This window comes from Pseudomonas sp. P4_B3 (assembly GCF_056402295.1).
The window spans coordinates 172,072-193,048 of record NZ_JBFUHR010000014.1; the positions used below are offsets into that span (position 1 = coordinate 172,072).

Annotated in this window: 21 protein-coding genes; 12 read left to right on the top strand and 9 right to left on the bottom strand. The window is 62.3% G+C overall.

The genetic code is table 11. The features are described from left to right. Window positions 1-62 precede the first annotated feature (62 nt). From AC1DWG_RS18010 to AC1DWG_RS18025, 4 genes are all read right to left on the bottom strand, one after another. Window positions 63-1,655 (bottom strand): DHA2 family efflux MFS transporter permease subunit, encoded by a 1,593-nt coding sequence (locus tag AC1DWG_RS18010; protein ID WP_477788115.1) that lies wholly within the window; start codon window positions 1,653-1,655, stop codon window positions 63-65. Next, window positions 1,652-2,737 (bottom strand): HlyD family secretion protein, encoded by a 1,086-nt coding sequence (locus AC1DWG_RS18015; RefSeq protein WP_477788116.1) that lies wholly within the window; start codon window positions 2,735-2,737, stop codon window positions 1,652-1,654. Before AC1DWG_RS18015 ends, AC1DWG_RS18010 begins: the two co-directional genes overlap by 4 nt. A 96-nt stretch (window positions 2,738-2,833) precedes the next feature. Further along, the gene (locus tag AC1DWG_RS18020) at window positions 2,834-3,247 is read right to left on the bottom strand and encodes a cupin domain-containing protein (protein WP_477754284.1); all 414 of its coding nucleotides are present in this window, start codon (window positions 3,245-3,247) and stop codon (window positions 2,834-2,836) included. A gap of 44 nt (window positions 3,248-3,291) precedes the next feature. After that, a complete protein-coding gene (locus tag AC1DWG_RS18025) occupies window positions 3,292-4,044 on the bottom strand; it encodes an SDR family oxidoreductase (RefSeq protein ID WP_477764534.1) in 753 nt (250 codons plus the stop codon). 259 nt (window positions 4,045-4,303) lie between these two features. Between AC1DWG_RS18025 and AC1DWG_RS18030 the strand changes: the two genes are divergently transcribed. The 7 genes from AC1DWG_RS18030 to AC1DWG_RS18060 all read left to right on the top strand — a co-directional run bounded on the left by AC1DWG_RS18030 (window position 4,304) and on the right by AC1DWG_RS18060 (window position 12,827). Next, window positions 4,304-5,893, top strand: coding sequence for a winged helix-turn-helix domain-containing tetratricopeptide repeat protein (locus AC1DWG_RS18030; RefSeq protein ID WP_477754282.1), 1,590 nt, complete (start codon window positions 4,304-4,306; stop codon window positions 5,891-5,893). A gap of 246 nt (window positions 5,894-6,139) precedes the next feature. Beyond that, window positions 6,140-7,513: a glutamine synthetase family protein gene (locus tag AC1DWG_RS18035; protein ID WP_477754281.1), complete on the top strand. Its 1,374-nt coding sequence runs from the start codon at window positions 6,140-6,142 to the stop codon at window positions 7,511-7,513. Window positions 7,514-7,520: 7 nt separating this feature from the next. Continuing rightward, the gene (locus AC1DWG_RS18040) at window positions 7,521-8,912 is read left to right on the top strand and encodes an aldehyde dehydrogenase family protein (RefSeq protein ID WP_477764535.1); all 1,392 of its coding nucleotides are present in this window, start codon (window positions 7,521-7,523) and stop codon (window positions 8,910-8,912) included. Between the two features lie 3 nt (window positions 8,913-8,915). Further along, window positions 8,916-10,076, top strand: coding sequence for an iron-containing alcohol dehydrogenase (locus AC1DWG_RS18045; protein ID WP_477764536.1), 1,161 nt, complete (start codon window positions 8,916-8,918; stop codon window positions 10,074-10,076). A gap of 84 nt (window positions 10,077-10,160) precedes the next feature. After that, window positions 10,161-11,714 carry an amino acid permease gene (locus tag AC1DWG_RS18050; RefSeq protein ID WP_477788117.1) on the top strand — a complete coding sequence of 518 codons (1,554 nt, stop codon included), beginning with the start codon at window positions 10,161-10,163 and terminating at the stop codon, window positions 11,712-11,714. A 168-nt stretch (window positions 11,715-11,882) separates the two neighbouring features. Then, entirely contained in the window at window positions 11,883-12,173 is a 291-nt protein-coding gene (locus AC1DWG_RS18055; RefSeq protein ID WP_477788118.1) for a DUF7693 family protein, read from the top strand. A gap of 81 nt (window positions 12,174-12,254) precedes the next feature. Then, window positions 12,255-12,827, top strand: a complete 573-nt coding sequence (locus AC1DWG_RS18060; RefSeq protein ID WP_477788119.1) for a chorismate mutase — start codon at window positions 12,255-12,257, stop codon at window positions 12,825-12,827. Between the two features lie 66 nt (window positions 12,828-12,893). On the opposite strand, the gene AC1DWG_RS18065 is transcribed toward AC1DWG_RS18060, so the two are convergent. After that, complete coding sequence (locus tag AC1DWG_RS18065; protein WP_347911768.1) at window positions 12,894-13,859, bottom strand: GlxA family transcriptional regulator; 966 nt, start codon at window positions 13,857-13,859, stop codon at window positions 12,894-12,896. 104 nt (window positions 13,860-13,963) lie between these two features. Between AC1DWG_RS18065 and AC1DWG_RS18070 the strand changes: the two genes are divergently transcribed. The 5 genes from AC1DWG_RS18070 (at window position 13,964) to AC1DWG_RS18090 (ending at window position 16,507) form a co-directional block, all read left to right on the top strand. After that, entirely contained in the window at window positions 13,964-14,533 is a 570-nt protein-coding gene (locus tag AC1DWG_RS18070) for a thioesterase family protein (RefSeq protein WP_477788120.1), read from the top strand. A 210-nt stretch (window positions 14,534-14,743) separates the two neighbouring features. Next, complete coding sequence (locus AC1DWG_RS18075; RefSeq protein ID WP_477754273.1) at window positions 14,744-15,118, top strand: hypothetical protein; 375 nt, start codon at window positions 14,744-14,746, stop codon at window positions 15,116-15,118. After that, a complete protein-coding gene (locus AC1DWG_RS18080) occupies window positions 15,115-15,315 on the top strand; it encodes a helix-turn-helix transcriptional regulator (RefSeq protein ID WP_007988375.1) in 201 nt (66 codons plus the stop codon). Before AC1DWG_RS18075 ends, AC1DWG_RS18080 begins: the two co-directional genes overlap by 4 nt. A 27-nt stretch (window positions 15,316-15,342) precedes the next feature. Further along, window positions 15,343-16,086 (top strand): SGNH/GDSL hydrolase family protein, encoded by a 744-nt coding sequence (locus tag AC1DWG_RS18085; protein WP_477764541.1) that lies wholly within the window; start codon window positions 15,343-15,345, stop codon window positions 16,084-16,086. Further along, a complete protein-coding gene (locus tag AC1DWG_RS18090) occupies window positions 16,079-16,507 on the top strand; it encodes a nuclear transport factor 2 family protein (RefSeq protein WP_477788121.1) in 429 nt (142 codons plus the stop codon). Before AC1DWG_RS18085 ends, AC1DWG_RS18090 begins: the two co-directional genes overlap by 8 nt. Window positions 16,508-16,651: 144 nt before the next feature. Here AC1DWG_RS18090 and AC1DWG_RS18095 read toward each other — a convergent pair whose 3' ends face one another. From AC1DWG_RS18095 to AC1DWG_RS18110, 4 genes are read right to left on the bottom strand one after another with little or no spacing between them, the layout of a single operon-like run. Next, a complete protein-coding gene (locus AC1DWG_RS18095) occupies window positions 16,652-17,776 on the bottom strand; it encodes an agmatine deiminase family protein (protein ID WP_477764543.1) in 1,125 nt (374 codons plus the stop codon). Window positions 17,777-17,825: 49 nt separating this feature from the next. Beyond that, the gene (locus AC1DWG_RS18100) at window positions 17,826-18,926 is read right to left on the bottom strand and encodes an extracellular solute-binding protein (protein ID WP_477764544.1); all 1,101 of its coding nucleotides are present in this window, start codon (window positions 18,924-18,926) and stop codon (window positions 17,826-17,828) included. A 1-nt stretch (window position 18,927) separates the two neighbouring features. Then, window positions 18,928-19,836, bottom strand: coding sequence for an N-carbamoylputrescine amidase (gene aguB, locus AC1DWG_RS18105; protein WP_477764545.1), 909 nt, complete (start codon window positions 19,834-19,836; stop codon window positions 18,928-18,930). A 4-nt stretch (window positions 19,837-19,840) separates the two neighbouring features. Then, on the bottom strand, window positions 19,841-20,893 hold the full coding sequence (locus tag AC1DWG_RS18110; protein WP_477764546.1) for an agmatine deiminase family protein: 1,053 nt from the start codon (window positions 20,891-20,893) through the stop codon (window positions 19,841-19,843). Window positions 20,894-20,977 lie beyond the last annotated feature (84 nt).

A 20,977-nucleotide genomic window follows, 5' to 3' on the forward strand; every position in this document is an offset into this window, starting at 1 on the left:
GCTTGACCGCAGGACTCAACGAAAAGCCCGGCCTCACCCGCCGGGCTTTTTCGTGTGGGTCATCAATGGGTCGGTTGTTCGTGCACTTTCGCGTGTCGAGAGAGGCCGATCTTGATGCCAACCAGCATGGGCGCGGCAAAGACGAACAACAGGGCCACGGCGAAGAACGCCGTATCGAAGGCAATTACCGTGGCCTGACCTGACACCGCTTTGCCCAGCAGGCTCGTGGCTGCGCGGCCAGCGGCCACCTGATCCATACCCTTTCCCGCCAGCATCGCGGTTGTGGTCATCAGCCGTTCGATGAGCGCGTTTCCTCCCGGGGTGACGTTGGCGCCGAGGACCACGCCATTGCTGACAACCTGATGGTCGATCAAGGTCTGCAGCCCGGCGACGCCCATCAAGCCACCCAGTTGCCGCCCCGTATTGAACAGGCCGATGCCGCTGGCCAGGTTGCGGCTGTTGAGGTGGGTGAAAGCAATCAGGGTGATCGACAGAAACAGCAAGCCAAGGCCCAGGCCGCGCAACAGGATGGCCGCCATCATGTCGTCGCTGCCGCTTTCGCTGGTGGCACCGGACAGCATCCACATCGCCGCCATGATCAGCAGGATGCCCAAGGGCACGGTCGCCACCGGTGGTACGCGGCGGACCTTGATCAACCAGGCAGCGATGAGCAGCGATCCGACAAAAAAAACGCCACTGGGCAACAGGAGCAGGCCGGCATCGGTCGGTGTGAATGCGAGTACCGACAGGGCGAACGCCGGGATCAGGTAGGCACTGCCGAACAGCGCGGCTCCGGCGACGAAACTGACGATAAAGGCAAAGGTGAAATCGCTAGTTTTGAACAGGCTGAAGTCGAGCAGCCCCTGGCCGTTGGCCAGGACCTGTTGGCCGAGAAAGGCCAGCAGCGCGGCGCCGCCGATCACCGTCAGTATCAGGATGCGCGGCTCCTCGAACCAGTCCCAGCGGCTGCCCTGGCTGAGCACGTAAGTGAAGCAGAACAGCACAGCACCGATCAGTGCACAGCCGAGCCAGTCGAACGAACGTTGCCGGACCCTGGCGGGCACGGGGTGGTCAGCGATGAGCAAGAGCCCCGTCGCCGCCAGGGCCAGCGGCACCACGCTGAAGAAAATCCAGGTCCAGGACTGGCTGTCGATCAACCACCCTTGAAGGGCTGGCGCGAGGGTCGCCGACGCGACCACGGCCGCCATGGCGAACAGGGCTTGCAGGACCGGCTGAAGGGCACGCGGATAGCCGCGGAAAATGATTGCCTGGCCCGCCACCAGCAGAGCACCGCCGGCGAAGCCTTGCAGGATACGCAGTGCGATCAGCAGCTCCAGCCGGGCGGTAACGGCGGCCACGCAGCACGCCAGGCCCATGACCAGGGTGGCGCCGATGATCACGTTGCGCGCAGAAAATCGCTGCATCAGCCAAGGGGCAATCATGAACCCGATCAGCTTGAACGCGATGTAGCCGACATCCAGCCAGGCGAACTCGTCAGGCGTGGCATAGGTGTCGCCGATGATGTCGCTGCGGCCGAGGGCCAGCACGGTGCTGGCGATCGCTTCCGTCAACGTCGCCAGCACGATGCCCACCATGAGCAGGACGCCGTTCGTCGTTCTGGCGCTGCTCGGCGTGGCACAGGCAACGCTGCTCATGAACCGGCCCCTTGCGCAACCTCCACCCGCGCGGACAGGCCCGGTACGATGCGCCCCGGCAACGGATTGTGGGCCAGGCGAATCTTCACCGGCACGCGCTGCACGACACGCACAAAGTTCCCGGTGGCGTTGTCGGGCGGCAGCAGGCTGAACGCCGAGCCACTGCCCGGTGCAAAGCTGTCGACCACGCCAGCCAGTGCTGTATCGGGGTAGCCATCGACCGTGACGCGCACGGGCTGACCGGGGCGAATCCGTTCGAGCTGGGTTTCCTTGAAATTCGCCACCACCCACACATCGTTGACCGGAACGATATCGAGCAGGGAGATGCCCGGCGTGACGAAACGACCGAGGCGAACCTGACGGTTGCCGACCACGCCATCCACCGGCGCGTGCACCACGGTGTGATCGAGATCGATCCGGGCGAGATCCCGCGCGGCCTGTGCCTGGGTCACGGCGGCCACGGCAGCCTCGCGCTCGGCCACAAACACCGCGATGCGTTGCTGTTGTGCCTCGACCGTGGCCGAAGCGGCCGACACCGAGGCCACGGCTCTGGATTGCGCCGTGCCGGTTTCATCGACCAGGGCCTGGCTGACCGCGTTGCTGACGATCAGTTTGCGGCTGCGGTCGTGGGTCTTGGCCGCCAGGCTCATGTCGGCGGTGGCAGAGCGCCTTTGCGCTTCGGCCTGCCTGATCAGCGCATGCTGAAGCTGGATCTGCGCATCGACATGGGTCAGGCGCGCCTGGGCGGCGCTGACATTGGCCTCGGCTTGCGCAAGTCTGGCGCGATAGTCGCTGTCATCGATACGAAACAGCACATCACCGGCGTGCACGGCCTGGTTGTCCTCGACCTCGACCGCTGTGACATAGCCGGCGACCTTGGCGGCGAGCGAGGTGACATCCCCGCGGACATAGGCGTTGTCGGTCGAGGTCACAGCACTTGAAAACGCCAGCGCCCCCCAGGCTGCCACGACCACCAGGGCACCGACGCACAGCATCAGGCCGATGGTTTTGTGCAGGTTTCGTCGTGCCACGACGCTTGGGGGACTGGCTGCAATGGCGGCCTTGTCCAGGAGCGAGTTCATTTTTTCATTTCCTGTTCAGTGCCAAGAACTGACGCAGCCACTGGGCGGCAGGGTCTGCCGCCCGGCTGTCGAGCCTTCATGAGCGGGTTGACCGGCTCACTGTTTGATCGGTGTGACGAGTACCTTTTCCTCGGTGTCGAGGACGAACACCGCCAACAGGCGTGCAGGTTGGGTGTCGCTGGCGTTGGCGCTGACCAGGTGCACGGAACCCGGCTCTTCTACGAAGTTTTCGCCGGCCTTGTAGATCTTTTCCGGCTGGCCTTTGACCTGGATGCGAAACGAGCCCTCCAGCACCGTTGCATAGATGAAGGCCGTTTTCGGATGGGTGTGAGCCGGCGACGCGGCACCCGGCCCATACTCGACGACCACGCCTCTCATGCTCTTGCCAGGGATGTTGGGAATGGGACGGTCAAACACCACCGTCACCTTGCCGGGAGGTGGCTCGGCGGCCGCCGCTGCGCTGATCGAGAGCGCGGCGAAAACAGCAGCCATCAGCAATCGGGTAACCATGGGATTTCTCCTGGATTCGTAGGGATATGTGAGGGTGCGATCCGTTACTGCGCCGTCGACCGGGCCAGCCAGTCGTCGAAGCGGATCGCACCCAGGCGTGCGTTCTTGCCGGTGACCAGCGATTGATCGTTGAGCACGGCACCGAAGTAACGCGCATGCACGTCCGGCACGACCTTGCGGTTGTCCTGGGTCGCCCGCAGATAACGCCTGGCCAGTTCGTCGATCGGCATGGCTTCCGGGCCGCCGACTTCCACCGTGCCATTGACCGGTGCTGCCAGCACGACATCGGCCAGCGCCGCTACCACATCGTCGGACGCAATCGGCTGGATCAGCGCCGGCGAAGCATGAATTTCCTCGCCAACGGCGAACGACTGGACAATGCCGCCGGCAAACTCGGAGAACTGCGTGGCACGCAGAATGGTGTAAGGCATGCCGGACGCCTTGATAAGGGCTTCCTGCGCGACCTTGGCGCGGAAATAGCCGGTATCGGGAAGCCGTTCGCTGCCGACAATCGACAGGGCAACATGATGACGAACCCCGGCAGCGGCTTCGGCGGCCAGCAGGTTACGGCTCGACGTTTCAAAGAAATCGAGAACGGCCTGGTCCTCCCACGACGGCGCGTTCGCCACGTCGACCACCACATCAGCACCATCCATCGCTTCGGCCAGGCCTTCGCGGGTGATGCTGTTCACGCCGGTGCTGGGGCTGGCGGCGAGCGCGTCGTGGCCGCGCTCGCGGAGTGTATTCACAAGTTTCGATCCGATGAGGCCGGAGCCTCCGATGACGACGATCTTCATGACTTTTCTCCACTTGTCGACTGCAACCATTGCGTCGGTGTAGAGAGATTGCCTGCGCGCATCAGGCAAGTCCTTGCGCCGGGCTTGGGTTTACCTTGGCGAGCGCTTGGATTTATGTCCAAAGCTACTGAGGTTCTTCCAGGCTCCCTTGCCGCTGACGGTGCAGCGGGTGTCGAGCTGCCGTATCATCTGCCTCAGTTACCAACCACCCGCCGCCTGGGACACGGAGTTGAGGGCGCTTTGCCAGGGGATGCTCAACTTGCCATTTGCGTTTGAAGACTACGTACTCGATCAGGAGCGCCGGGAGCTGACCTTGCGCGGGCAGGTCGTAGCCGTCGGCCCGCAGGTCTTCGACCTGTTGCTGCTGTTCGTCAACAATCCCGATCGAGTCCTCAGCAAGGACGAATTGCTCAATTCAGTGTGGAGCGGCCGGATCGTTTCCGAATCGACGATCACCAGTCACATCAATGCGGTGCGCAAGGCCATCGGTGATACCGGTGAGGAGCAGCGCCTGGTGCGTACCGTCGCCCGCAAGGGCTACCGTTTCGTTGGCCGGATCAACGGCGCCATGACCGGGGAAGCGCGACAGCCTGACATCGACGAACGCTCGACCGCTACCCCGAAACAAATCCCCTCCTCTACGCTCGCCCTGCCGGATAAACCCTCGATTACCGTCCTGCCGTTCCAGAACCTGAGCGGCGATCCGGAGCAGGAGTACTTCGCCGACGGCGTCGTGGAGGACATCATCGCCGCCCTGTCGCGGATTCGCTGGCTGTTCGTCATCGCGCGCAATTCGAGCTTCACCTACAAGGGCCAGGCCGTGGACGCCCAGGGCGTTGGCCTGGAGCTGGGCGTTCGCTACGTGCTCGAAGGCAGCGTGCGCAAGTGCGGGAACAAGGTGCGCATTACCGGACAACTGATCGACGCGACAAGCGGGGCGCACATCTGGGCAGAGCGCTTCGAAGGCCTGCTCGACGATATCTTCGAACTGCAGGACCAGATCGCCGAAAGCGTCGTCGGCGCGATCGCGCCGCAGCTGGAGCGGGCAGAAATCGAACGCGCCAAGCGTAAGCCGACGGACAGCCTGGACGCCTACGACTATTACCTGCGCGCCATGGCCAAACTGCACAGCGGCACCCGGGAAGCCATCGAGCAGGCGCTGCCGATGTTCTACCAGGCCATCGAACTCGATCCGGAGTTTGCCTCGGCCTATGGCATGGCCGCCTGGTGCCACTTCTGGCGCAAGCTCAATGGCTGGATGGTCGATCGGCCTGCAGAAATCGCCGAGGGCATACGGCTGGCGCGGCTGGCGGTGACCCTCGGTCGCGATGATGCCGTCGCGTTGACCCGAGGCGGACATGCGCTGGCTCACCTCGCCGGCGAAGTCGACGGCGGCATTGCACTGCTCGACCGGGCGCGCCTGCTCAATCCCAACCTCGCCCCCGCCTGGTTCCTGGGCGGTATCCTGCGGGCGCTGCACGGTGAAACAGACGCTGCCATCGAGCATTTGAACCATGCCGTTCGCTTGAGTCCGCTGGATCCGGAAATGTTCAGGATGCAGGTCGGGATGGCGCTCGCGCATTTCTTCGCCGGGCACTTCAATGCCGCTGCGGACTGGGCGGAAAAGGGACTGGGCAACCTGCCCAGTCTGCTGGTTGCGGCGGCGCTGGTGGCGGCCAGTCATGCGCTCGGCGGACGAATGGATAAAGCGAAGTGGGCGATGCAACGTCTGCAAAAGCTGGATTCTTCTTTGCGCCTGGGCACCCTCAAGGACTGGCTACCCATTCAACGGCCTGAAGACTTCGCCCGTTTCGTCGACGGACTGCGGCTGGCCGGGTTGCCGGAGTGAAGGCGACCAACCCTGTAGGAGCGAGCTTGCTCGCGATGGTCGTCAACGATGACGCGGGGGTTCTGATTAATCGCGGTGTCTTCAAGTCCATCGCGAGCAAGCTCGCTCCTACAATTGCAACGGTAGGCTAAGCTTTGAGCAACTCGTTGCTCATGATGCTCGGTTCTGCAGGTTTTGGGTTTTTCTGGAGAGCGTCTGCAACAGCTATCCCAGACAGGCCCCAACCTTTCACGCAGGATTGCCGTGATGACCGAGCCCCTTCTCAGTTTTGATGCACTCAAGCGCGCCGCGGCTGCCGGCGAAATCGATACCGTGCTGGTCTGCATGGTCGACATGCAGGGACGCCTGGTCGGCAAGCGCTTCCAGGTCGAGTTTTTCATCGACAGCGGCCACGAAGAAACCCACTGCTGCAACTACCTGCTGGCCGATGACATCGACATGGAGCCGGTGCCGGGTTACGCCGCGGCCAGTTGGAGCAAGGGCTACGGCGATTTCGTGCTCAAGCCCGACATGTCCACCCTGCGGCGCGTGCCCTGGCTTGAATGCACGGCACTGGTGCTGTGCGACGTGCTCGATCATCACCATCGCCAGGACCTGCCCCACAGCCCGCGGGCGATTCTGAAAAAGCAGGTCGAGCGCCTGCGCGAGCGCGGCTATACCGGCATGTTTGCCTCGGAACTCGAGTTCTATCTGTTCGATGAGAGTTACGAAGCGATCCACGAGCGCAACTATCACAAACCGAAAACCGCCGGCCATTACATCGAGGACTACAACATCCTGCAGACCACCCGCGAAGAGCCGGTGCTGCGGGCGATTCGCAAGCACTTGCAGGCCTCGGGCATTCCCGTGGAAAACTCCAAGGGTGAATGGGGCCCGGGCCAGGAAGAGATCAACATCCGCTACGCCGACGCCATGACCATGGCCGACCACCACGTCATCATCAAGCACGCCTGCAAAGAGATCGCGCAGTTGCAGGGCAAGGCGATCACCTTCATGGCCAAGTGGCGCTACGACGCCGCCGGTTCCAGCAGTCATATCCATAATTCGCTGTGGGACAAGAACGCCAAAAAGCCGCTGTTCTTCGACGCGAAAGCCGAGTTCGGCATGTCGAAACTGATGCGTGCCTGGGTCGCCGGGCAGCTCAAGTACGCCAACGACATCACCTGCTTTCTCGCGCCCTATATCAACTCCTACAAGCGCTTTCAGGCTGGCACTTTTGCGCCGACACGGGCGGTGTGGAGCCGCGACAATCGCACCGCCGGCTTTCGCTTGTGTGCTGAAGGCAGCAAGGCCATTCGCATCGAATGCCGCATCGGCGGTGCCGACCTCAACCCCTATCTGGCCTTCGCCGCATTGATCGCGGCGGGTTTGGCGGGTATCGACGAGAAGCTCGATCTGGCGCCGCCGTTCGAAGGCGACGCCTACCTCGATGAGCATTTGCCGGAAGTGTCCAAGACTCTGCGCGAGGCAAGCGCCGCCCTCAAGAGCTCAAGCATGTTGCGCGAGGCGTTTGGCGACGAGATTGTCGACCATTACGTGCACACCGCCGAGTGGGAGCAGAAGGAGTACGACCGGCGAATCACCGACTGGGAATTGCAGCGCGGTTTCGAGCGCTACTGAGAACATCATGACTGAGAAGGTACAACTGATCTCCCCGGTCGATGGCCGGGTGTATGTCGAACGCGAGGTGGCCGATGCGGAGCAGGTCGAGCAGGCACTGACGGCCGCTGCCAATGCACAGGCGTCATGGCAACGCCGCTCACTGAGCGAGCGTGCGGCTTATTGCAGTGCCGCGGTGGACGCGATGCTGTCGATGCAGGCGGACATCGTGCCGGAGCTGGCCTGGCAGATGGGCCGCCCGGTGCGTTACGGCGCCGGCGAGCTGCGCGGTTTTGCCGAACGCGCCCGGCACATGATCGCCATCGCTCCACGGGCCCTGGCCGCTGTAGAGCCTGCGCCCAAGGCGGGTTTTCGACGCTACATCAAACGCGAGCCGCTGGGCACGGTGCTGGTGGTCGCCCCGTGGAACTACCCCTATCTGACGGCGGTGAACACGATCATCCCGGCGCTGATGGCCGGCAACAGCGTGATCCTCAAGCACGCGTCGCAAACCCTGCTGGTGGGCGAGCGTTTCGCCGAGGCCATGCGTCGCGCAAAACTGCCCGAAGGGCTGTTCCAGAATCTGCTGCTCAACCATGTGTCGACCGGGGCGATCATTACTTCCGGGCGCGTGCAGCAAGTGAACTTCACCGGTTCCGTGGAGGCTGGCAAAGTCATGGAAAGCGTCGCCAGCGGACAATTTCTCGGCATGGGCCTGGAGCTCGGCGGAAAAGACCCGGCCTATGTCCGGGCAGACGCCAACCTTGAACATGCGGTGGAAAATCTGGTGGACGGCAGCTTCTTCAATTCCGGGCAGAGTTGCTGTGCCGTGGAACGCATTTATGTCGACCAGAAAATCTTCCCGGTGTTTGTCGAGCGCTTCGCCGAATTGACCCGCCAATACGTGCTGGGCAACCCGCTGGACGAAGCCACCACCCTCGGCCCGCTGGTGACACCGGGCGCCGCATTCTTCGTTCGTGGCCAGATCGCCGAAGCTATGGCCCAGGGCGCCAAAGCGCTGATCGATCCGAAGTCCTTTCCCGCCGACGTGCAGGGCAGCGCCTACCTCGCGCCGCAAGTGCTGGTGGACGTGACCCATCAAATGTCGGTCATGCGCGACGAAAGCTTTGGCCCCGTGGTCGGCATCATGCCGGTGGACAGCGATGAAGAAGCCATCGCCTTGATGAACGACAGTGAGTTCGGGCTCAGCGCTTCCATCTGGACCCAGGACCTCGCAGCGGCCGAACGCCTGGGCAACGAGATCGCCACCGGCACGGTGTTCATGAACCGCTGCGATTACCTGGACCCGGCTCTGGCCTGGACCGGCGTGAAAAACAGCGGGCGCGGCGTCACCCTGTCGCCATTGGGCTACGAGCACCTGACCCGGGCCAAATCCTTTCATCTGCGTCACGAGGTGTAGACCATGAACCTGACAGGAAACTGGAGCTACCCCACGAGCGTTCGGTTCGGTGTCGGGCGCATCGCCGAGCTGGCCGACGTCTGTCGCAGCCAGGGCATCCAGCGCCCCTTGCTGGTGACCGACAGCGGCCTGGCGCGCGCGCCGATCACCACAGCGGCACTGGATGCGTTGCGCGCCGCCGGTCTTGGCGTGGCGCTGTTTTGCGACCTCAAGCCCAACCCGGTGGAAGCCAACCTGGCCGGCGGGCTCGACGCCTGGCGTGCCGGCCAGCACGATGGCGTGATCGCGTTCGGCGGCGGCAGTGGCCTGGACATGGGCAAGCTGATTGCCTTCATGAGCGGCCAGACCCGCCCGGTCTGGGATTTCGAAGACATCGGTGACTACTGGACCCGCGCCGACGACAGCCGCATCGCCCCGATCATTGCCGTGCCGACCACGGCGGGAACCGGCTCCGAAGTCGGTCGTGCGGCGGTGATCATCGACGAGCGTACCCACACCAAACGCATCATCTTCCACCCGAAAATGATGCCGCGCGTGGTGATCAGCGACCCGGCCCTCACCGTCGGCATGCCGGCGAAAATCACCGCCGGCACTGGCATGGACGCGTTATCCCATTGCCTGGAAGCCTACTGCGCCCCCGGTTTTCACCCCCTGGCCGACGGCATTGCCGTGGAAGGCATGCGCCTGGTAGCCAATTCACTGGTGAAGGCGGTACACACGCCGTCGGACCTCGAGGCGCGCGCACAAATGCTCGCGGCGGCGGCGATGGGCGCCACGGCATTCCAGAAAGGCCTGGGCGGGATGCATGCGCTCTCGCATCCGGTGGGTGCGCTGTACGACACCCATCACGGCATGACCAATGCCACCTTCATGCCCTATGTCCTGCAGTTCAATCGCACGGCCATCGAGGAGCGCATCACCCGCCTGGCGGCGTACCTGCGCCTGCCCTCACCCGGCTTCGACAGTTTCATGGCCTTCGTCCTCAAGCTGCGCAAGGACATCGGCGTGCCCCATACCCTGTTTGAACTGGGCGTGGATGACCGGCAGGCCGACCTGATCGCGGACATGGCGGTTGTCGACCCCTGCGCCAGCGGTAACCCGCTGCCATTGACCCGGGACGGCGTGGCAAAGATTTTCGACGCGGCGTTTCACGGCCGTCTGTAGGAGCGAGCTTGCTCCTACAGAAAACCAAGGTCGAGCCTACGGCGGCTCAGTTCGACCTGTCCAAAACCTGAAGGGGCACACATCATGAACCCAGCAAGCCAGCCGGGCACCGAAACGCACGACGATGACGTCAAGGTGCTGCACAGCATGGGCTATGCCCAGCAACTCTCACGACGAATGGGGGTTTTCTCCAACTTTGCGATTTCCTTTTCGATCATCTGTATCCTCTCGGGTGGCATCAACTCGCTGGCCCAAGGCACTTCGGGCGCGGGGGGTATATCCATCGGCATCGGCTGGCCGATCGGCTGCCTGATCTCCGGGGTGTTCGCCATGGCCATGGCGCAGATTTCCTCGGCCTATCCCACCGCTGGCGGCCTGTACCACTGGGGCTCGATTCTCGGTAACCGCTTCACTGGCTGGCTGACCGCCTGGTTCAACCTGCTGGGACTGGTCACGGTGCTGGGCGCGATCAACGTCGGCACCTACTACTTCTTTTTCGGCGCCTTCGGACCGGCACTGGGCATGGAGGATACGACCACGGTCAGGGTGATTTTCCTGGCGATCCTCACGGGCTTGCAGGCCTTGTGTAACCACTTGGGCATCGGCCTGACGGCCAAGCTCACCGACTTCTCCGGCTACCTGATCTTCGCCACCGCGCTGGCACTGACCATCGTCTGCCTGATGTCGGCACCCAGCTATGAATTCGCGCGGTTGTGGACCTTCAGCAACTATTCCGGTGAGGCGGGTGGCAGCGTCTGGCCGCAGGTCTCCAATGGCTGGGTGTTCATGCTCGGCCTGCTGTTGCCGATCTACACCATCACCGGCTATGACGCCTCCGCGCACACCTCCGAAGAAACCCGCAACGCGGCCATGTCGGTGCCGCGCGGCATGGTCATGTCGGTGGTCTGGTCGTTGCTGTTCGGCTGGCTGATGCTCAGCGCGTTCGTGCTGATGCTGCCGAACATGGATGAGGCGGCCAAGCAAGGCTGGAACGTGTTTTTCTGGGCCATGAACACCCAGGTCAACCCGACCTTGAAACTGGTGCTTCACGTGGCGATTTTCATCTCGCAGGTGCTCTGCGGGCTGGCCACCGTGACCTCGGTTTCACGGATGATCTTCGCGTTCTCACGTGACGGCGGCCTGCCCTGTTCCAAAGCCCTGGCCTCCGTCTCGCCGACCTTTCGCAGCCCGGTGGCGGCCATCTGGACCGGTGCCACCCTTGCCGTCCTGTTCGACTGGGGCTCGTCGGTGATCTCGGTCGGGGCAACGCCGGTCTATACGATCGTGGTGTCCTGCACGGTGATCTTCCTGTTCTTCTCCTTCGCCATTCCCATCGTGCTCGGCCTGTTTACCTATGGGACGTCGAAGTGGCCGATCATGGGACCGTGGAACATGGGGCGATTCTGGTACTCGGTGTTCGCCATTCTCTCGGTCTTGTCGATGGTGATCATCTTCATCATCGGCATCCAGCCACCGAACGATTGGGCGCTGTACATCACCATCGGTTTCCTGATCCTGACGGCCATCGTCTGGTTTGGTTTTGAAGCCCGGCGCTTCCAGGGGCCACCGGTGGGCGACATGATCGTCAAGCGCCAGGCCGAAATCGCCGCGGCGGAAGCGGCATTGAACAGCAAATAAAGGGCCTGTAGGAGCGGGCTTGCCCGCGAAGGCGGTATGTCAGGCGACATTGATGCTGAACGTGCCGGCCCCTTCGCTGGCAAGCCAGCTCCTACAGGAATTGCGGTGTGTCGGTTTTTTATGGCGATGATCTATCCTGTGCCCCCCGATTTCACACCGGAGTCACCTGTGCCCGCCCTCACCGCCCGCGAGGTTTACCAGCCGTTGCGCGATGCCGCCCAGGGCATTTGCACCTTCAAGCGAGTCGACGACGCTTGCGAGTCTGGCCATGTACGGGTCGACATCGACGGCTGGCGCCTGACGCTCGACGTCGACACCGGCCACTTGCGCCACTGCCTGCACGGCCAAAGCCCAGAGGGCCGTGAATATGTGTTCGACAACGGGCAGCGCTTCGGCACCGACCCGGTGAGCCTGCTCAGCACCTGGGAGCTGGCGCAGATTGAACGGCTGCTGGCCTGAATCCTTCGCAACCTGTCGTTCCCTGGCCGCACTTGTGATACACAAGCCGCAGTGATTTCTGCGTCCAAGGAGGTTCTGCCCATGCCCCGTTTCCCACGCCTGTCGCACTGGCTGACCTGCGCCCTGCTCGGTTTGTTCGTTGGCGGTGCCCAGGCCAGCGCGACGCCCCCGGCGCCCGATGCCTTGCAACCCTTGCTGGCAACGATGAATGAGCGGCTGTACATCAGTGAGCTGGTGGCGCTGACCAAGTGGGACAGCGGTAAACCGGTCCAGGACAACGCCCGGGAAGCGCAAGTCATCGCCAACGCCCGCCAGCAAGCCACCCAGCGCCAGCTCGACCCCGACGATGTCGCCGACCTCATCGCTGCGCAGATCGAAGCCAGCAAACTGGTGCAATACGGCCGGCTCGCGCAATGGCAAGCGGCGCACAAGGCGCCGGACACACCACGGCCGGACCTCATTAACGACATCCGGCCCAAGCTCGACAAGTTGCAAAACCTGCTGCTCCAGCAGTACGCCGATTTCCTGCCCTACCGCAAAGACCCGAACTGCCCGCAATGGCTGGCCACCGAACGCTCCGCGCTGATCAAGGATTACCTGCATGGCCAGGCGATGATTCGTGCGACCGGAGAGCTGTGCGTTGTAGGTCGATGACAGCGAAGTGATCCAGACGAAGAGCCCGGCCCAATCGGCCGGGCTTTCATGGACGCTCTTTCTTCTTCAGTTCGCCGCCGCTTGAAACCGCTTGCGGTAAGCCGCCGGCAGTAGCCCGACGCGTTGTTGAAACAGCCTGCGAAACGAGTTGCCATCCTCGTAGCCCACGGCATAGGTGATGCTGTCCAGCGTCATGCGTGTGGATTCAAGCAACTGTTTGGCCTTTTCCAGACGCAAGGTCTGCAGGTAGGTAATCGGCGTGTAGCCGGTGGCGTCCTTGAAACGTCGCTTGAAGTTGCGCACGCCGAAGCCGAATTGTTGGGCCACATCATCGATCAACAACGGCTGATCGAAGCGTTCTTCCAGCCAGTTTTGCACCCGCAGGATGTCGCCATCACCATGGCTCTTGGGCATTGACCACATCACATACACCGACTGCTCGCTGCGCACCGAGTCGACCAACAGGTACTTGCCACACTTTTGCGCCAGTTCCAGTGACGCAAAGCGACGCACCAGGTGCAGCAACAGGTCCATGGCCGCACTCGCGCCGCCACTGGTGACCACGCGATTGTCCTCGCAAATGATTTGCCCTTCGTCCAGCAACGCTTCGGTATAGCGGCGACGGAAAAGCTCGGCAAAAGCCCAGTGCGTGGTCGCACGGGTGCCGTTCAATAGCCCGGCCTCACCCAACATGAACGCCGCCGTGCACATGGAAGCCACCACCGCGCCTTGGGCGTGCTGCTCACGCAGCCAAGGTCCATAGGCGCAAAACGCCGGTAAGGCGTCCTTGAGGGTGAAGAGGAATCCCGGGATCAGGACCAGATCGGTTCGCGGGATCTCGCGAGTGGAACGGTTCACATGCAAGCGCTGCCCGCCCCAGGCGGCCACATCGGCGCCATCGAGCGAAGCGCTGACCACCCTGAACGGTGGTGGGTCGCTATCGGCGAACAGGTTGGCGGCACTGAGCACTTCCAGGGCCATGGTTGCGCTGGCGGCGGAGCATTGATCGGCCAGTAACAAGGTGATGTGCATAGCGACTCCATTGCACTTTCCGCATGAAAAATGTCATTTGCGCACCTACCTTAGCCGATTTCCATGGCCTAAAGTGCAGCCATCAACCCAACGGTGGCGCACTTATGAATCTCTGGTTTCGACTTTTCCTTATGCTGTTGCGTCGCCCGTGGCGCAACCCCGTGGACGCCTCGGCGACCACCGTTGTGTGCATGCGCGTGTGGCCGCTGGATCTGGACCTCAACCGGCACGTCACCAACGGTCGCTATTTCACGCTGGCAGACATCGGGCGAATGGATTACGTACTGCGCAGCGGCGCCTTTCGCGTGGCGCTTCGTCATAAGGCCGTGCCGATTGTCGGCGATACCTGGGGCAAGTTCCGCCGAGAGTTGCGCCTGTTCGAAGCCTTTGAAATACATACCCGCATGCTTGGCTGGGACGACAAGTGGACCTTTATGGAGCACCGTTTCGTGAGCAAGGGCTGGGTGGTCGGCGTGGTGGTGATGCGCGGTCTGTTCCGCGCGGGCAGAGGCACGGTGGCACCCGGTGAATTCGCGCTGGAACTGGGTTTGCCAGAGCAATCGCCGTCGATGCCGCCATGGCTGACGGACTGGTCGCGTAACTGCAACGACATGAGCCATCAGTTGCGTACACAAGAGGCTCCGCCTGCGCGGCAACCGGAGACAGTCGGCTGACCGCCAACCTGTGTACGCTCTATTCTGTGCCTACCTCGCGCAACGGGCGAGTTGTGTGTTGTGAGTCGATCACAGCGAAGTGATCCAGACGAAGAGCCCGGCCCAATCAGCCGGGCTTTTTCATGGGCTGGCCTAACAATGTAAAACACCCTTTACATTCGTGAAATCTCCGGCGAATATGTAAAGGGGCTTTTACATCAGGAGGATGCATTGAAACGCTACTACATCGAAATGGGCGTCGCGATTACGTTGTACGCCGTGTTGTTGCTGGTGTCGGTGATCTTGCTTAAAGACCAGCAAGAAATGGCAATGATGCTGAAGATCATCATCACGCTGTTGCCTGTGATTCCTGCGGGGCTGATGTGTTGGGCGGTGGTGCGCAATATGCGCGCGCTGGACGAAATGCATTTGCGTATTCAGTACGAAGCTCTCGGTTTTGCCTTTGCCGCTTCGGCATTGCTGACCTTCACTTACGGTTTTCTGGAGAATGTCGGCTTTGCGCACGTGTCCTGGGTCTGTGTGTGGCCAGTGATGGGCCTGATGTGGATGATCGGGCTCAGACTTGCCAAGCGGCGCTACCAATGAAAAACCGTCTCAAGGAACTGCGTGCCGAACGCAAGTGGTCTCAGGTCGATCTGGCGGCGTTGCTGAATGTTTCGCGGCAGACCATCAATGCCATCGAAAATGGCCGCTATGATCCGAGCCTGCCCTTGGCGTTTCAGATTGCCCGGGCATTTGCGCTGCCTATTGAGAGCATTTTCGATGATGAGTTCGCTGGATAATCTCCCTCTTCAATCAGGCGCCCGTCCATGAGCCATACTGAAATCCTCGCTAAAATCTTCCTCGGCCCGGTGTTGCTGGCGCAAGGTCTCTACACCAGGCGGGTGACGCCGAGGTTGCCGGAGGCCGAAGGCGAACGTCAGGGCGATGCCGGCAGCGGCGACGTTCTGCGGTTGTTGATTGTCGGCGACAGCGCCGCTGCAGGCGTGGGTGCGGCGACTCAAGGTGAGGCCCTCAGCGGTCGGTTGGTGGAGCGCCTGGCCGATGATTATCAGGTGGCGTGGAAACTCTGGGCGCGCTCGGGCCTGGATTCGCAAGGGTTGCTGGAGCTGCTCGAACAGCACGCCCCCGAGCCGTTCGATGTGGTGCTGTTGTCGATTGGCGTCAACGATGTCACCAGCTCACTAAACCTGGATCAGTGGCTCGCCCGGCAACGGCGCTTGATCGCGCTGCTGTGCGACAAGTTCGCGGTGAGGCAGATCGTGATGTCGCCGCTTCCGCCGATGCATCTGTTCCCCGCGCTGCCGCAACCCTTGCGCTGGTTTCTGGGGTTCAGGGCGCGTCGTTTCAATGCACATTTGGCGGATCTGGCCGCACGCCTGGATCAATGTACGATGCTCACCACCCCGTTGGCACCCGAACCGGGCTTGATGGCCAGCGATGGTTTTCATCCGGGGCCGATGCTCTACCGTCAATGGGCCGACGATGCTGCCAGGGCTATCGACCAACGCTTTCGCACCACAACAATAAAAACAGGAGTTGAAGATGTCTGAGCTGAACCTGAACCCCAATGTCGCAGCGTCCCTTAAGCAGTGGCACGCGATGATCGGCAAGCGCGACTTGAGCGCCTTGCCCGAACTGCTCGATCCGCAGGCGGTGTTCCGTTCGCCGATGGCGCACACGCCGTATCCGGGAGCGCCGGTGGTGTCGATGATCCTCAACACGGTCATGAACGTGTTCGAGGACTTTGCCTATCTCCGCGAGTTGGCGACGGCGGATGGCTTGAACGTGATTCTCGAATTCAGCGCCAAGGTCGGCGGGAAAGAGCTGAAGGGCATCGACATGATCCGCTTCAATGAACAAGGCAAGATTGTCGAGTTTGAAGTGATGGTGCGACCGTTGAGTGGCTTGCAGGCGTTGGGTGAGGAAATGGGGCGGCGGTTGGGGGCTTATCTGAAGGCCACAAAAGCCTGACTCAGCAAATTACCCTGTGGGAGCGGGCTTGCCCGCGAAGGGGCCGGCACATTCAGCATCAATGTCGTCTGACACTCCGCCTTCGCGGGCAAGTCGGATCGCCGCACCGCCGCTCCTACAGGTTTTGTGTATAGCCTGGAAACTTCACACCATCGGTTGATGACTGGTCACGCAGTGAATCCCTCCACCACCGGCGGAGATCGCGTCGATGTCGACCTGCACCACCTCGCGGTCCGGGTAGAGTTTGGACAACAGGTCGAAGGCTTTGGCATCCGCTTCCTTGTCACCGAACTGCGCAGCGATGATCGCGCCGTTGATCACGAAGTAGTTGATGTAGCCGGCGGCGAAGTCCTGATTGTCTTTGCTGAACTGGCTGTTGCGCGGGTTGAGCGGCGGCGACACGGTATGCACCTGCAATTTGCGGCCATCGGCATCCGTGGCGTTTTCCAGGACTTTCAGATGGGCGCGGGTGACCTTGTAGTCGTAGGACTCAGGGTCGTTGTCGAGGTTGGCGATCACCACACCAGGCTTGACGAAACGCGCATAGAAGTCGACATGGGCGTCGGTGATGTCCTTGCCCTTGATGCCCGGCAGCCAGATGATTTTACGCAGGCCCAGCCGTTCTTTCAGTTCTGCTTCGACCTCGGCCTTGCTCCAGTCGGGATTGCGATTGCGGTTGATCCAGCTGCTTTCGGTCATGATCCCGGTGCCGTGGCCATCGACTTCGATGCCACCGCCCTCGCCCACCAGTTCGCTGCGCAGGTAATCCGCCTTGGCGTTTTCAGCGACCAGGGCGGCCAGTTGCGCATCGTCCGCATGCTGCTGTTTGTTGCCCCAGCCGTTGAAGTTGAAATCCACGGCACCGAGGTCGCCGTTGCCATCGACGACAAAATTGGCGCCGATGTCGCGCATCCAGATGTCATCCAGATCGGCGATCACGAAGGTGGTGTTGTGGCTGCCGCATTTGGCTTCGGCCAGGCGCCGCTCGCTCTGGCGACAGAACACGGTGACCGGCTCGTATTCGGCGATGGTGCGGGCGATCCGGCCAAGGGCGTCTTGCACGTGGGGCGTGAAGTCCTCCCAGATCGCGGCCTGTGCCCCGAAGGCGATGAAGGCTCGCTGGTGTTTGTCACCTTCATCGGGCATGTACCAATTGCCTTTACCGGCCGCTCGCGCCGACATGGACCCGAAGCCCAGTCCCATGGACGCCACCGCGCCCAGTCCGGCGATGACCGATACCTGCTTGATGAATGTTCGACGTGTCGGCATGTGTTTTCCTGAAATCCGGGGTTTGGCCGGCCCTCGGGCCGGCCGCTGATCATTTGACTGTAGCGGTCTTGAACTTGGTCCAGGTGCGCATGCGTGCCCGCATGTCGGCCTGGGGAATGTCCTTGCCGGGAATCAGCCGTGCGTAGGTGGCGTCATCGAGGTAGATGTCCGGGTTGTTGCGCATCGCGGCATCGACGTCCGGGCGGGCCTTGGCGTTGGAGGTCGGGTAGCCGGTGAAGTTGCTGATGGCTGCCATGTTCTGCGGGCGCATGACAAAGTTGATGAAGGCGTAGGCGTACTCCGGGTGCCGGGCGTCGACGGGAATGGCCATGGTGTCCATCCACACCGTGGTGCCTTCGCGGGGAATGCGGTAGTGGAAGGTGGTTTTCTTGCCGGCACTGTCCGACGTGCGTTGCGCCTGGGTCATGTCGCCGCTGTAGCCCAGGGACACGCACAGGTTGCCGTTGACCAGGTCGGTCACCGGTTGCGACTGGAACTTGCGGATGTACGGCCGCAACTTCATCAGCAAGTCACTGGCCGCCGCCAGGTCCGCCGGTTTGGCGCTGCGCGGATCGCGGCCGAGGTAGTTGAGCACCACCGCCAGCACTTCGTCCGGCGAGTCGATCATCGAGATGCCGCAGTCGGCGAATTTCGCCGCCAGTTCCGGTTTGAACAGCATGTCCAGGCTGTTGACCGGCGCGTCCGGCGCACGCTGGGTAATCTGCTCGGCGTTGTAGGTCAGGCCTATGGTGCCCCAGGTATACGGGACCGTGGCTTTGCTCGAATGCTCATAGTGCGAGCGCAGCTTTTGCAAACCGGGCTCGACGTCGTTGATGGCGGTGATTCTGGACTGATCCAGCGGTTGCAGGCTGCCGGCGCGCATCAGGCGTTCGGCCACGGTGTCGCCGGGGAAGATCAGGTCGTAGCCACTGCCACCGGCAAGCATCTTGGCTTCCAGGGTTTCACTGCCGTCCATGACGTCGTAGATCACCTTGATCCCGGTTTCGGCGGTGAACTTGCTGAGGGTGTCCTCGGCAAAATAATCGGCCCAGTTGTACAGCCGCAGGGTTTTCTCCTCGGCGTGCAGCGCAGGCACCGCACAGCTCAGCGCCAGCCCCATGGCCAGACACAGCCTGTTGATCATGTTCATGTCACACCCCTTGGGTTGCCCAGCGTGAGTGGATCTGACGACCGTCCTGGGTCAACAAGGCGCCGTACATTTCCGGACGGCGATCGCGGTAGATGCCCCAGGTCAGGCGGTCTTCGCGCATGGCCGCCAGGTCCAGGCTGTGGACCAGCACGCCGGTGCTGTCGCGGTCGGCTTCGGCGAGCAATTTGCCCTTGTGATTGCAGATGAACGACGAGCCGTAGAAGCTCATTTGCAGGGTCGGGTCGGTGGTCGCCGCTTCCCGGCCGACACGGTTGGCCACCACTACAGGTAGCAGGTTGGCGGCGGCGTGGCCGCGCATGGTCATTTGCCAGTGATCCCGGGAATCGAGCGTGGCGCAACCCGGCTCGGAGCCGATGGCCGTGGGGAACAGCAGCACTTCGGCGCCCATCAAGGCCAGGCAGCGAGCGGTTTCGGGGAACCACTGGTCCCAGCAGATGCCCAGACCGATGCGTCCGAACGCGGTGTCCCAGACCCGGAACCCGCTGTCGCCGGGGCTGAAGTATTCCTTCTCCTGATAGCCGATGGCGTTGGGGATGTGGGTCTTGCGGTACACCCCCAACAGGCGCCCGTCGGCGTCGGCCACGCTCAGTGAGTTGAAGTAGGCATTGCCGGCCTTCTCGTACCAGCTCAGCGGCAGCACCACGCCCAACTCTTTGGCCAATGCGGCAAAGCGCTGGAGCACGTGGCTGTCGCGATACTCCTCGGCCAGTGCCAGGTGCTTGTGGTGTTGCTCGATGCAGAAATACGGCGTGGCGAACAGTTCCTGCAACAGGATGACCTGCGCGCCCTTGGCTGCGGCTTCGCGGACCAGTTGCTCGGCCTGGTCGAGGTTGTGTTTCAAGTCCCAGGTGCACGGCATCTGGGTGGTGGCGATGGTGAGTAAGGTCATGGCATCAACCCCGCACCGGCCAGGCCGGCTGTTGCTGGGTGATGCAATGCACTCCGCCACCGCCATGAGCCAGATGGTTGATCCGCACCGGCACCACTTCGCGCCCCGGGAATGCCTGCGCCAATACTTCGGCAGCGACCTTGTCGGCATCGATGCCATAGGCCGGCATGATGATCGCGCCGTTGGCGATGTAGAAGTTGGTGTAGGAGGCGCAGAACACTTCGGCCTCGGTGTCCACCGCATCGGAGGCTTCATAGAGTTCGATCAGCTCGAACTTGCGGCCTTGGGCATCGGTGGCCAGTTCAAGAGCGCGACGGTTTTCCCGTGCGACTGCGGCATACACAGAGTCCTGGTCGTGGGTGGCGTCCACCAGCAACACGCCGGGGCGGGCAAAGGCGCACACGCCGTCGACGTGGCCATCGGTCATGTCGCCGGTCACGTAGTCCGGATCGCCCGGCAGCCAGATGGTTTTCTTCACGCCCAGCAGGCGGCTGAAGATCTCTTCGATCTCGGCCTTGGTCACGCCCGGGTTACGGTTGGGGTTGAGCAGCACCGACTCGGTGGTGATCAGCGTGCCCTCGCCGTCCACGTGAATGGCGCCGCCCTCGTTGCTCAGCGCGGTGCCAAAACACTCCAGGCCCAAATGGTTGAGCGCACGGCGGGCCAGGCTTTCGTCCAGATCGTGGGCCGACTTGCCGCCCCAGGCGTTGAAGCGCCAGCTCACACCAGCCAGACCTTGCTGTGGATGGCAAACGAAGCTCGGGCCGGAGTCACGGCACCAGCTGTCGTTGACCGCCAGTTCGATCAACTCGATGTTCGGCCCGCACAAGGCCTTGGCGCTGGCGACGGATGACGGATCGACCACCAGTTTCACCGGCTCAAAACGGGCGATGGCGTTGGCCACCCGGGCGAAGTCCTCTTGAACCTGTGGCAGCGTCACCCGCCAGCCTGACTCCCAAAGGGTCTTGTTATGCGGCCAGACCATCCAGGTGGCGGCGTGGGTGACCCACTCGGCCGGCATCCTCCAACCGCTGTTTTGAATTTCGTTCTGCTGCATGACAAGCACCTCTGAGTTAAGTCATTGTGTTCAATGAAAACGGCCTTGGCGGTCTTGGCATGCATGCTACGGCTGGAAAAACAG

What these genes read in the sequence shown, in the direction of transcription:
- AC1DWG_RS18085 (WP_477764541.1), top strand. Translation starts at nt 15,343, where the DNA reads ATGAGCCATACTGAAATCCTCGCTAAAATCTTCCTCGGCCCGGTGTTG.
- AC1DWG_RS18100 (WP_477764544.1), bottom strand. Translation starts at nt 18,926, where the DNA reads ATGAACATGATCAACAGGCTGTGTCTGGCCATGGGGCTGGCGCTGAGC.
- AC1DWG_RS18065 (WP_347911768.1), bottom strand. Translation starts at nt 13,859, where the DNA reads ATGCACATCACCTTGTTACTGGCCGATCAATGCTCCGCCGCCAGCGCA.
- AC1DWG_RS18095 (WP_477764543.1), bottom strand. Translation starts at nt 17,776, where the DNA reads ATGCCGACACGTCGAACATTCATCAAGCAGGTATCGGTCATCGCCGGA.
- AC1DWG_RS18110 (WP_477764546.1), bottom strand. Translation starts at nt 20,893, where the DNA reads ATGCAGCAGAACGAAATTCAAAACAGCGGTTGGAGGATGCCGGCCGAG.
- AC1DWG_RS18045 (WP_477764536.1), top strand. Translation starts at nt 8,916, where the DNA reads ATGAACCTGACAGGAAACTGGAGCTACCCCACGAGCGTTCGGTTCGGT.
- AC1DWG_RS18035 (WP_477754281.1), top strand. Translation starts at nt 6,140, where the DNA reads ATGACCGAGCCCCTTCTCAGTTTTGATGCACTCAAGCGCGCCGCGGCT.
- AC1DWG_RS18070 (WP_477788120.1), top strand. Translation starts at nt 13,964, where the DNA reads ATGAATCTCTGGTTTCGACTTTTCCTTATGCTGTTGCGTCGCCCGTGG.
- AC1DWG_RS18060 (WP_477788119.1), top strand. Translation starts at nt 12,255, where the DNA reads ATGCCCCGTTTCCCACGCCTGTCGCACTGGCTGACCTGCGCCCTGCTC.
- AC1DWG_RS18040 (WP_477764535.1), top strand. Translation starts at nt 7,521, where the DNA reads ATGACTGAGAAGGTACAACTGATCTCCCCGGTCGATGGCCGGGTGTAT.
- aguB (WP_477764545.1), bottom strand. Translation starts at nt 19,836, where the DNA reads ATGACCTTACTCACCATCGCCACCACCCAGATGCCGTGCACCTGGGAC.
- AC1DWG_RS18050 (WP_477788117.1), top strand. Translation starts at nt 10,161, where the DNA reads ATGAACCCAGCAAGCCAGCCGGGCACCGAAACGCACGACGATGACGTC.
- AC1DWG_RS18090 (WP_477788121.1), top strand. Translation starts at nt 16,079, where the DNA reads ATGTCTGAGCTGAACCTGAACCCCAATGTCGCAGCGTCCCTTAAGCAG.
- AC1DWG_RS18020 (WP_477754284.1), bottom strand. Translation starts at nt 3,247, where the DNA reads ATGGTTACCCGATTGCTGATGGCTGCTGTTTTCGCCGCGCTCTCGATC.
- AC1DWG_RS18025 (WP_477764534.1), bottom strand. Translation starts at nt 4,044, where the DNA reads ATGAAGATCGTCGTCATCGGAGGCTCCGGCCTCATCGGATCGAAACTT.
- AC1DWG_RS18010 (WP_477788115.1), bottom strand. Translation starts at nt 1,655, where the DNA reads ATGAGCAGCGTTGCCTGTGCCACGCCGAGCAGCGCCAGAACGACGAAC.
- AC1DWG_RS18080 (WP_007988375.1), top strand. Translation starts at nt 15,115, where the DNA reads ATGAAAAACCGTCTCAAGGAACTGCGTGCCGAACGCAAGTGGTCTCAG.
- AC1DWG_RS18015 (WP_477788116.1), bottom strand. Translation starts at nt 2,737, where the DNA reads ATGAACTCGCTCCTGGACAAGGCCGCCATTGCAGCCAGTCCCCCAAGC.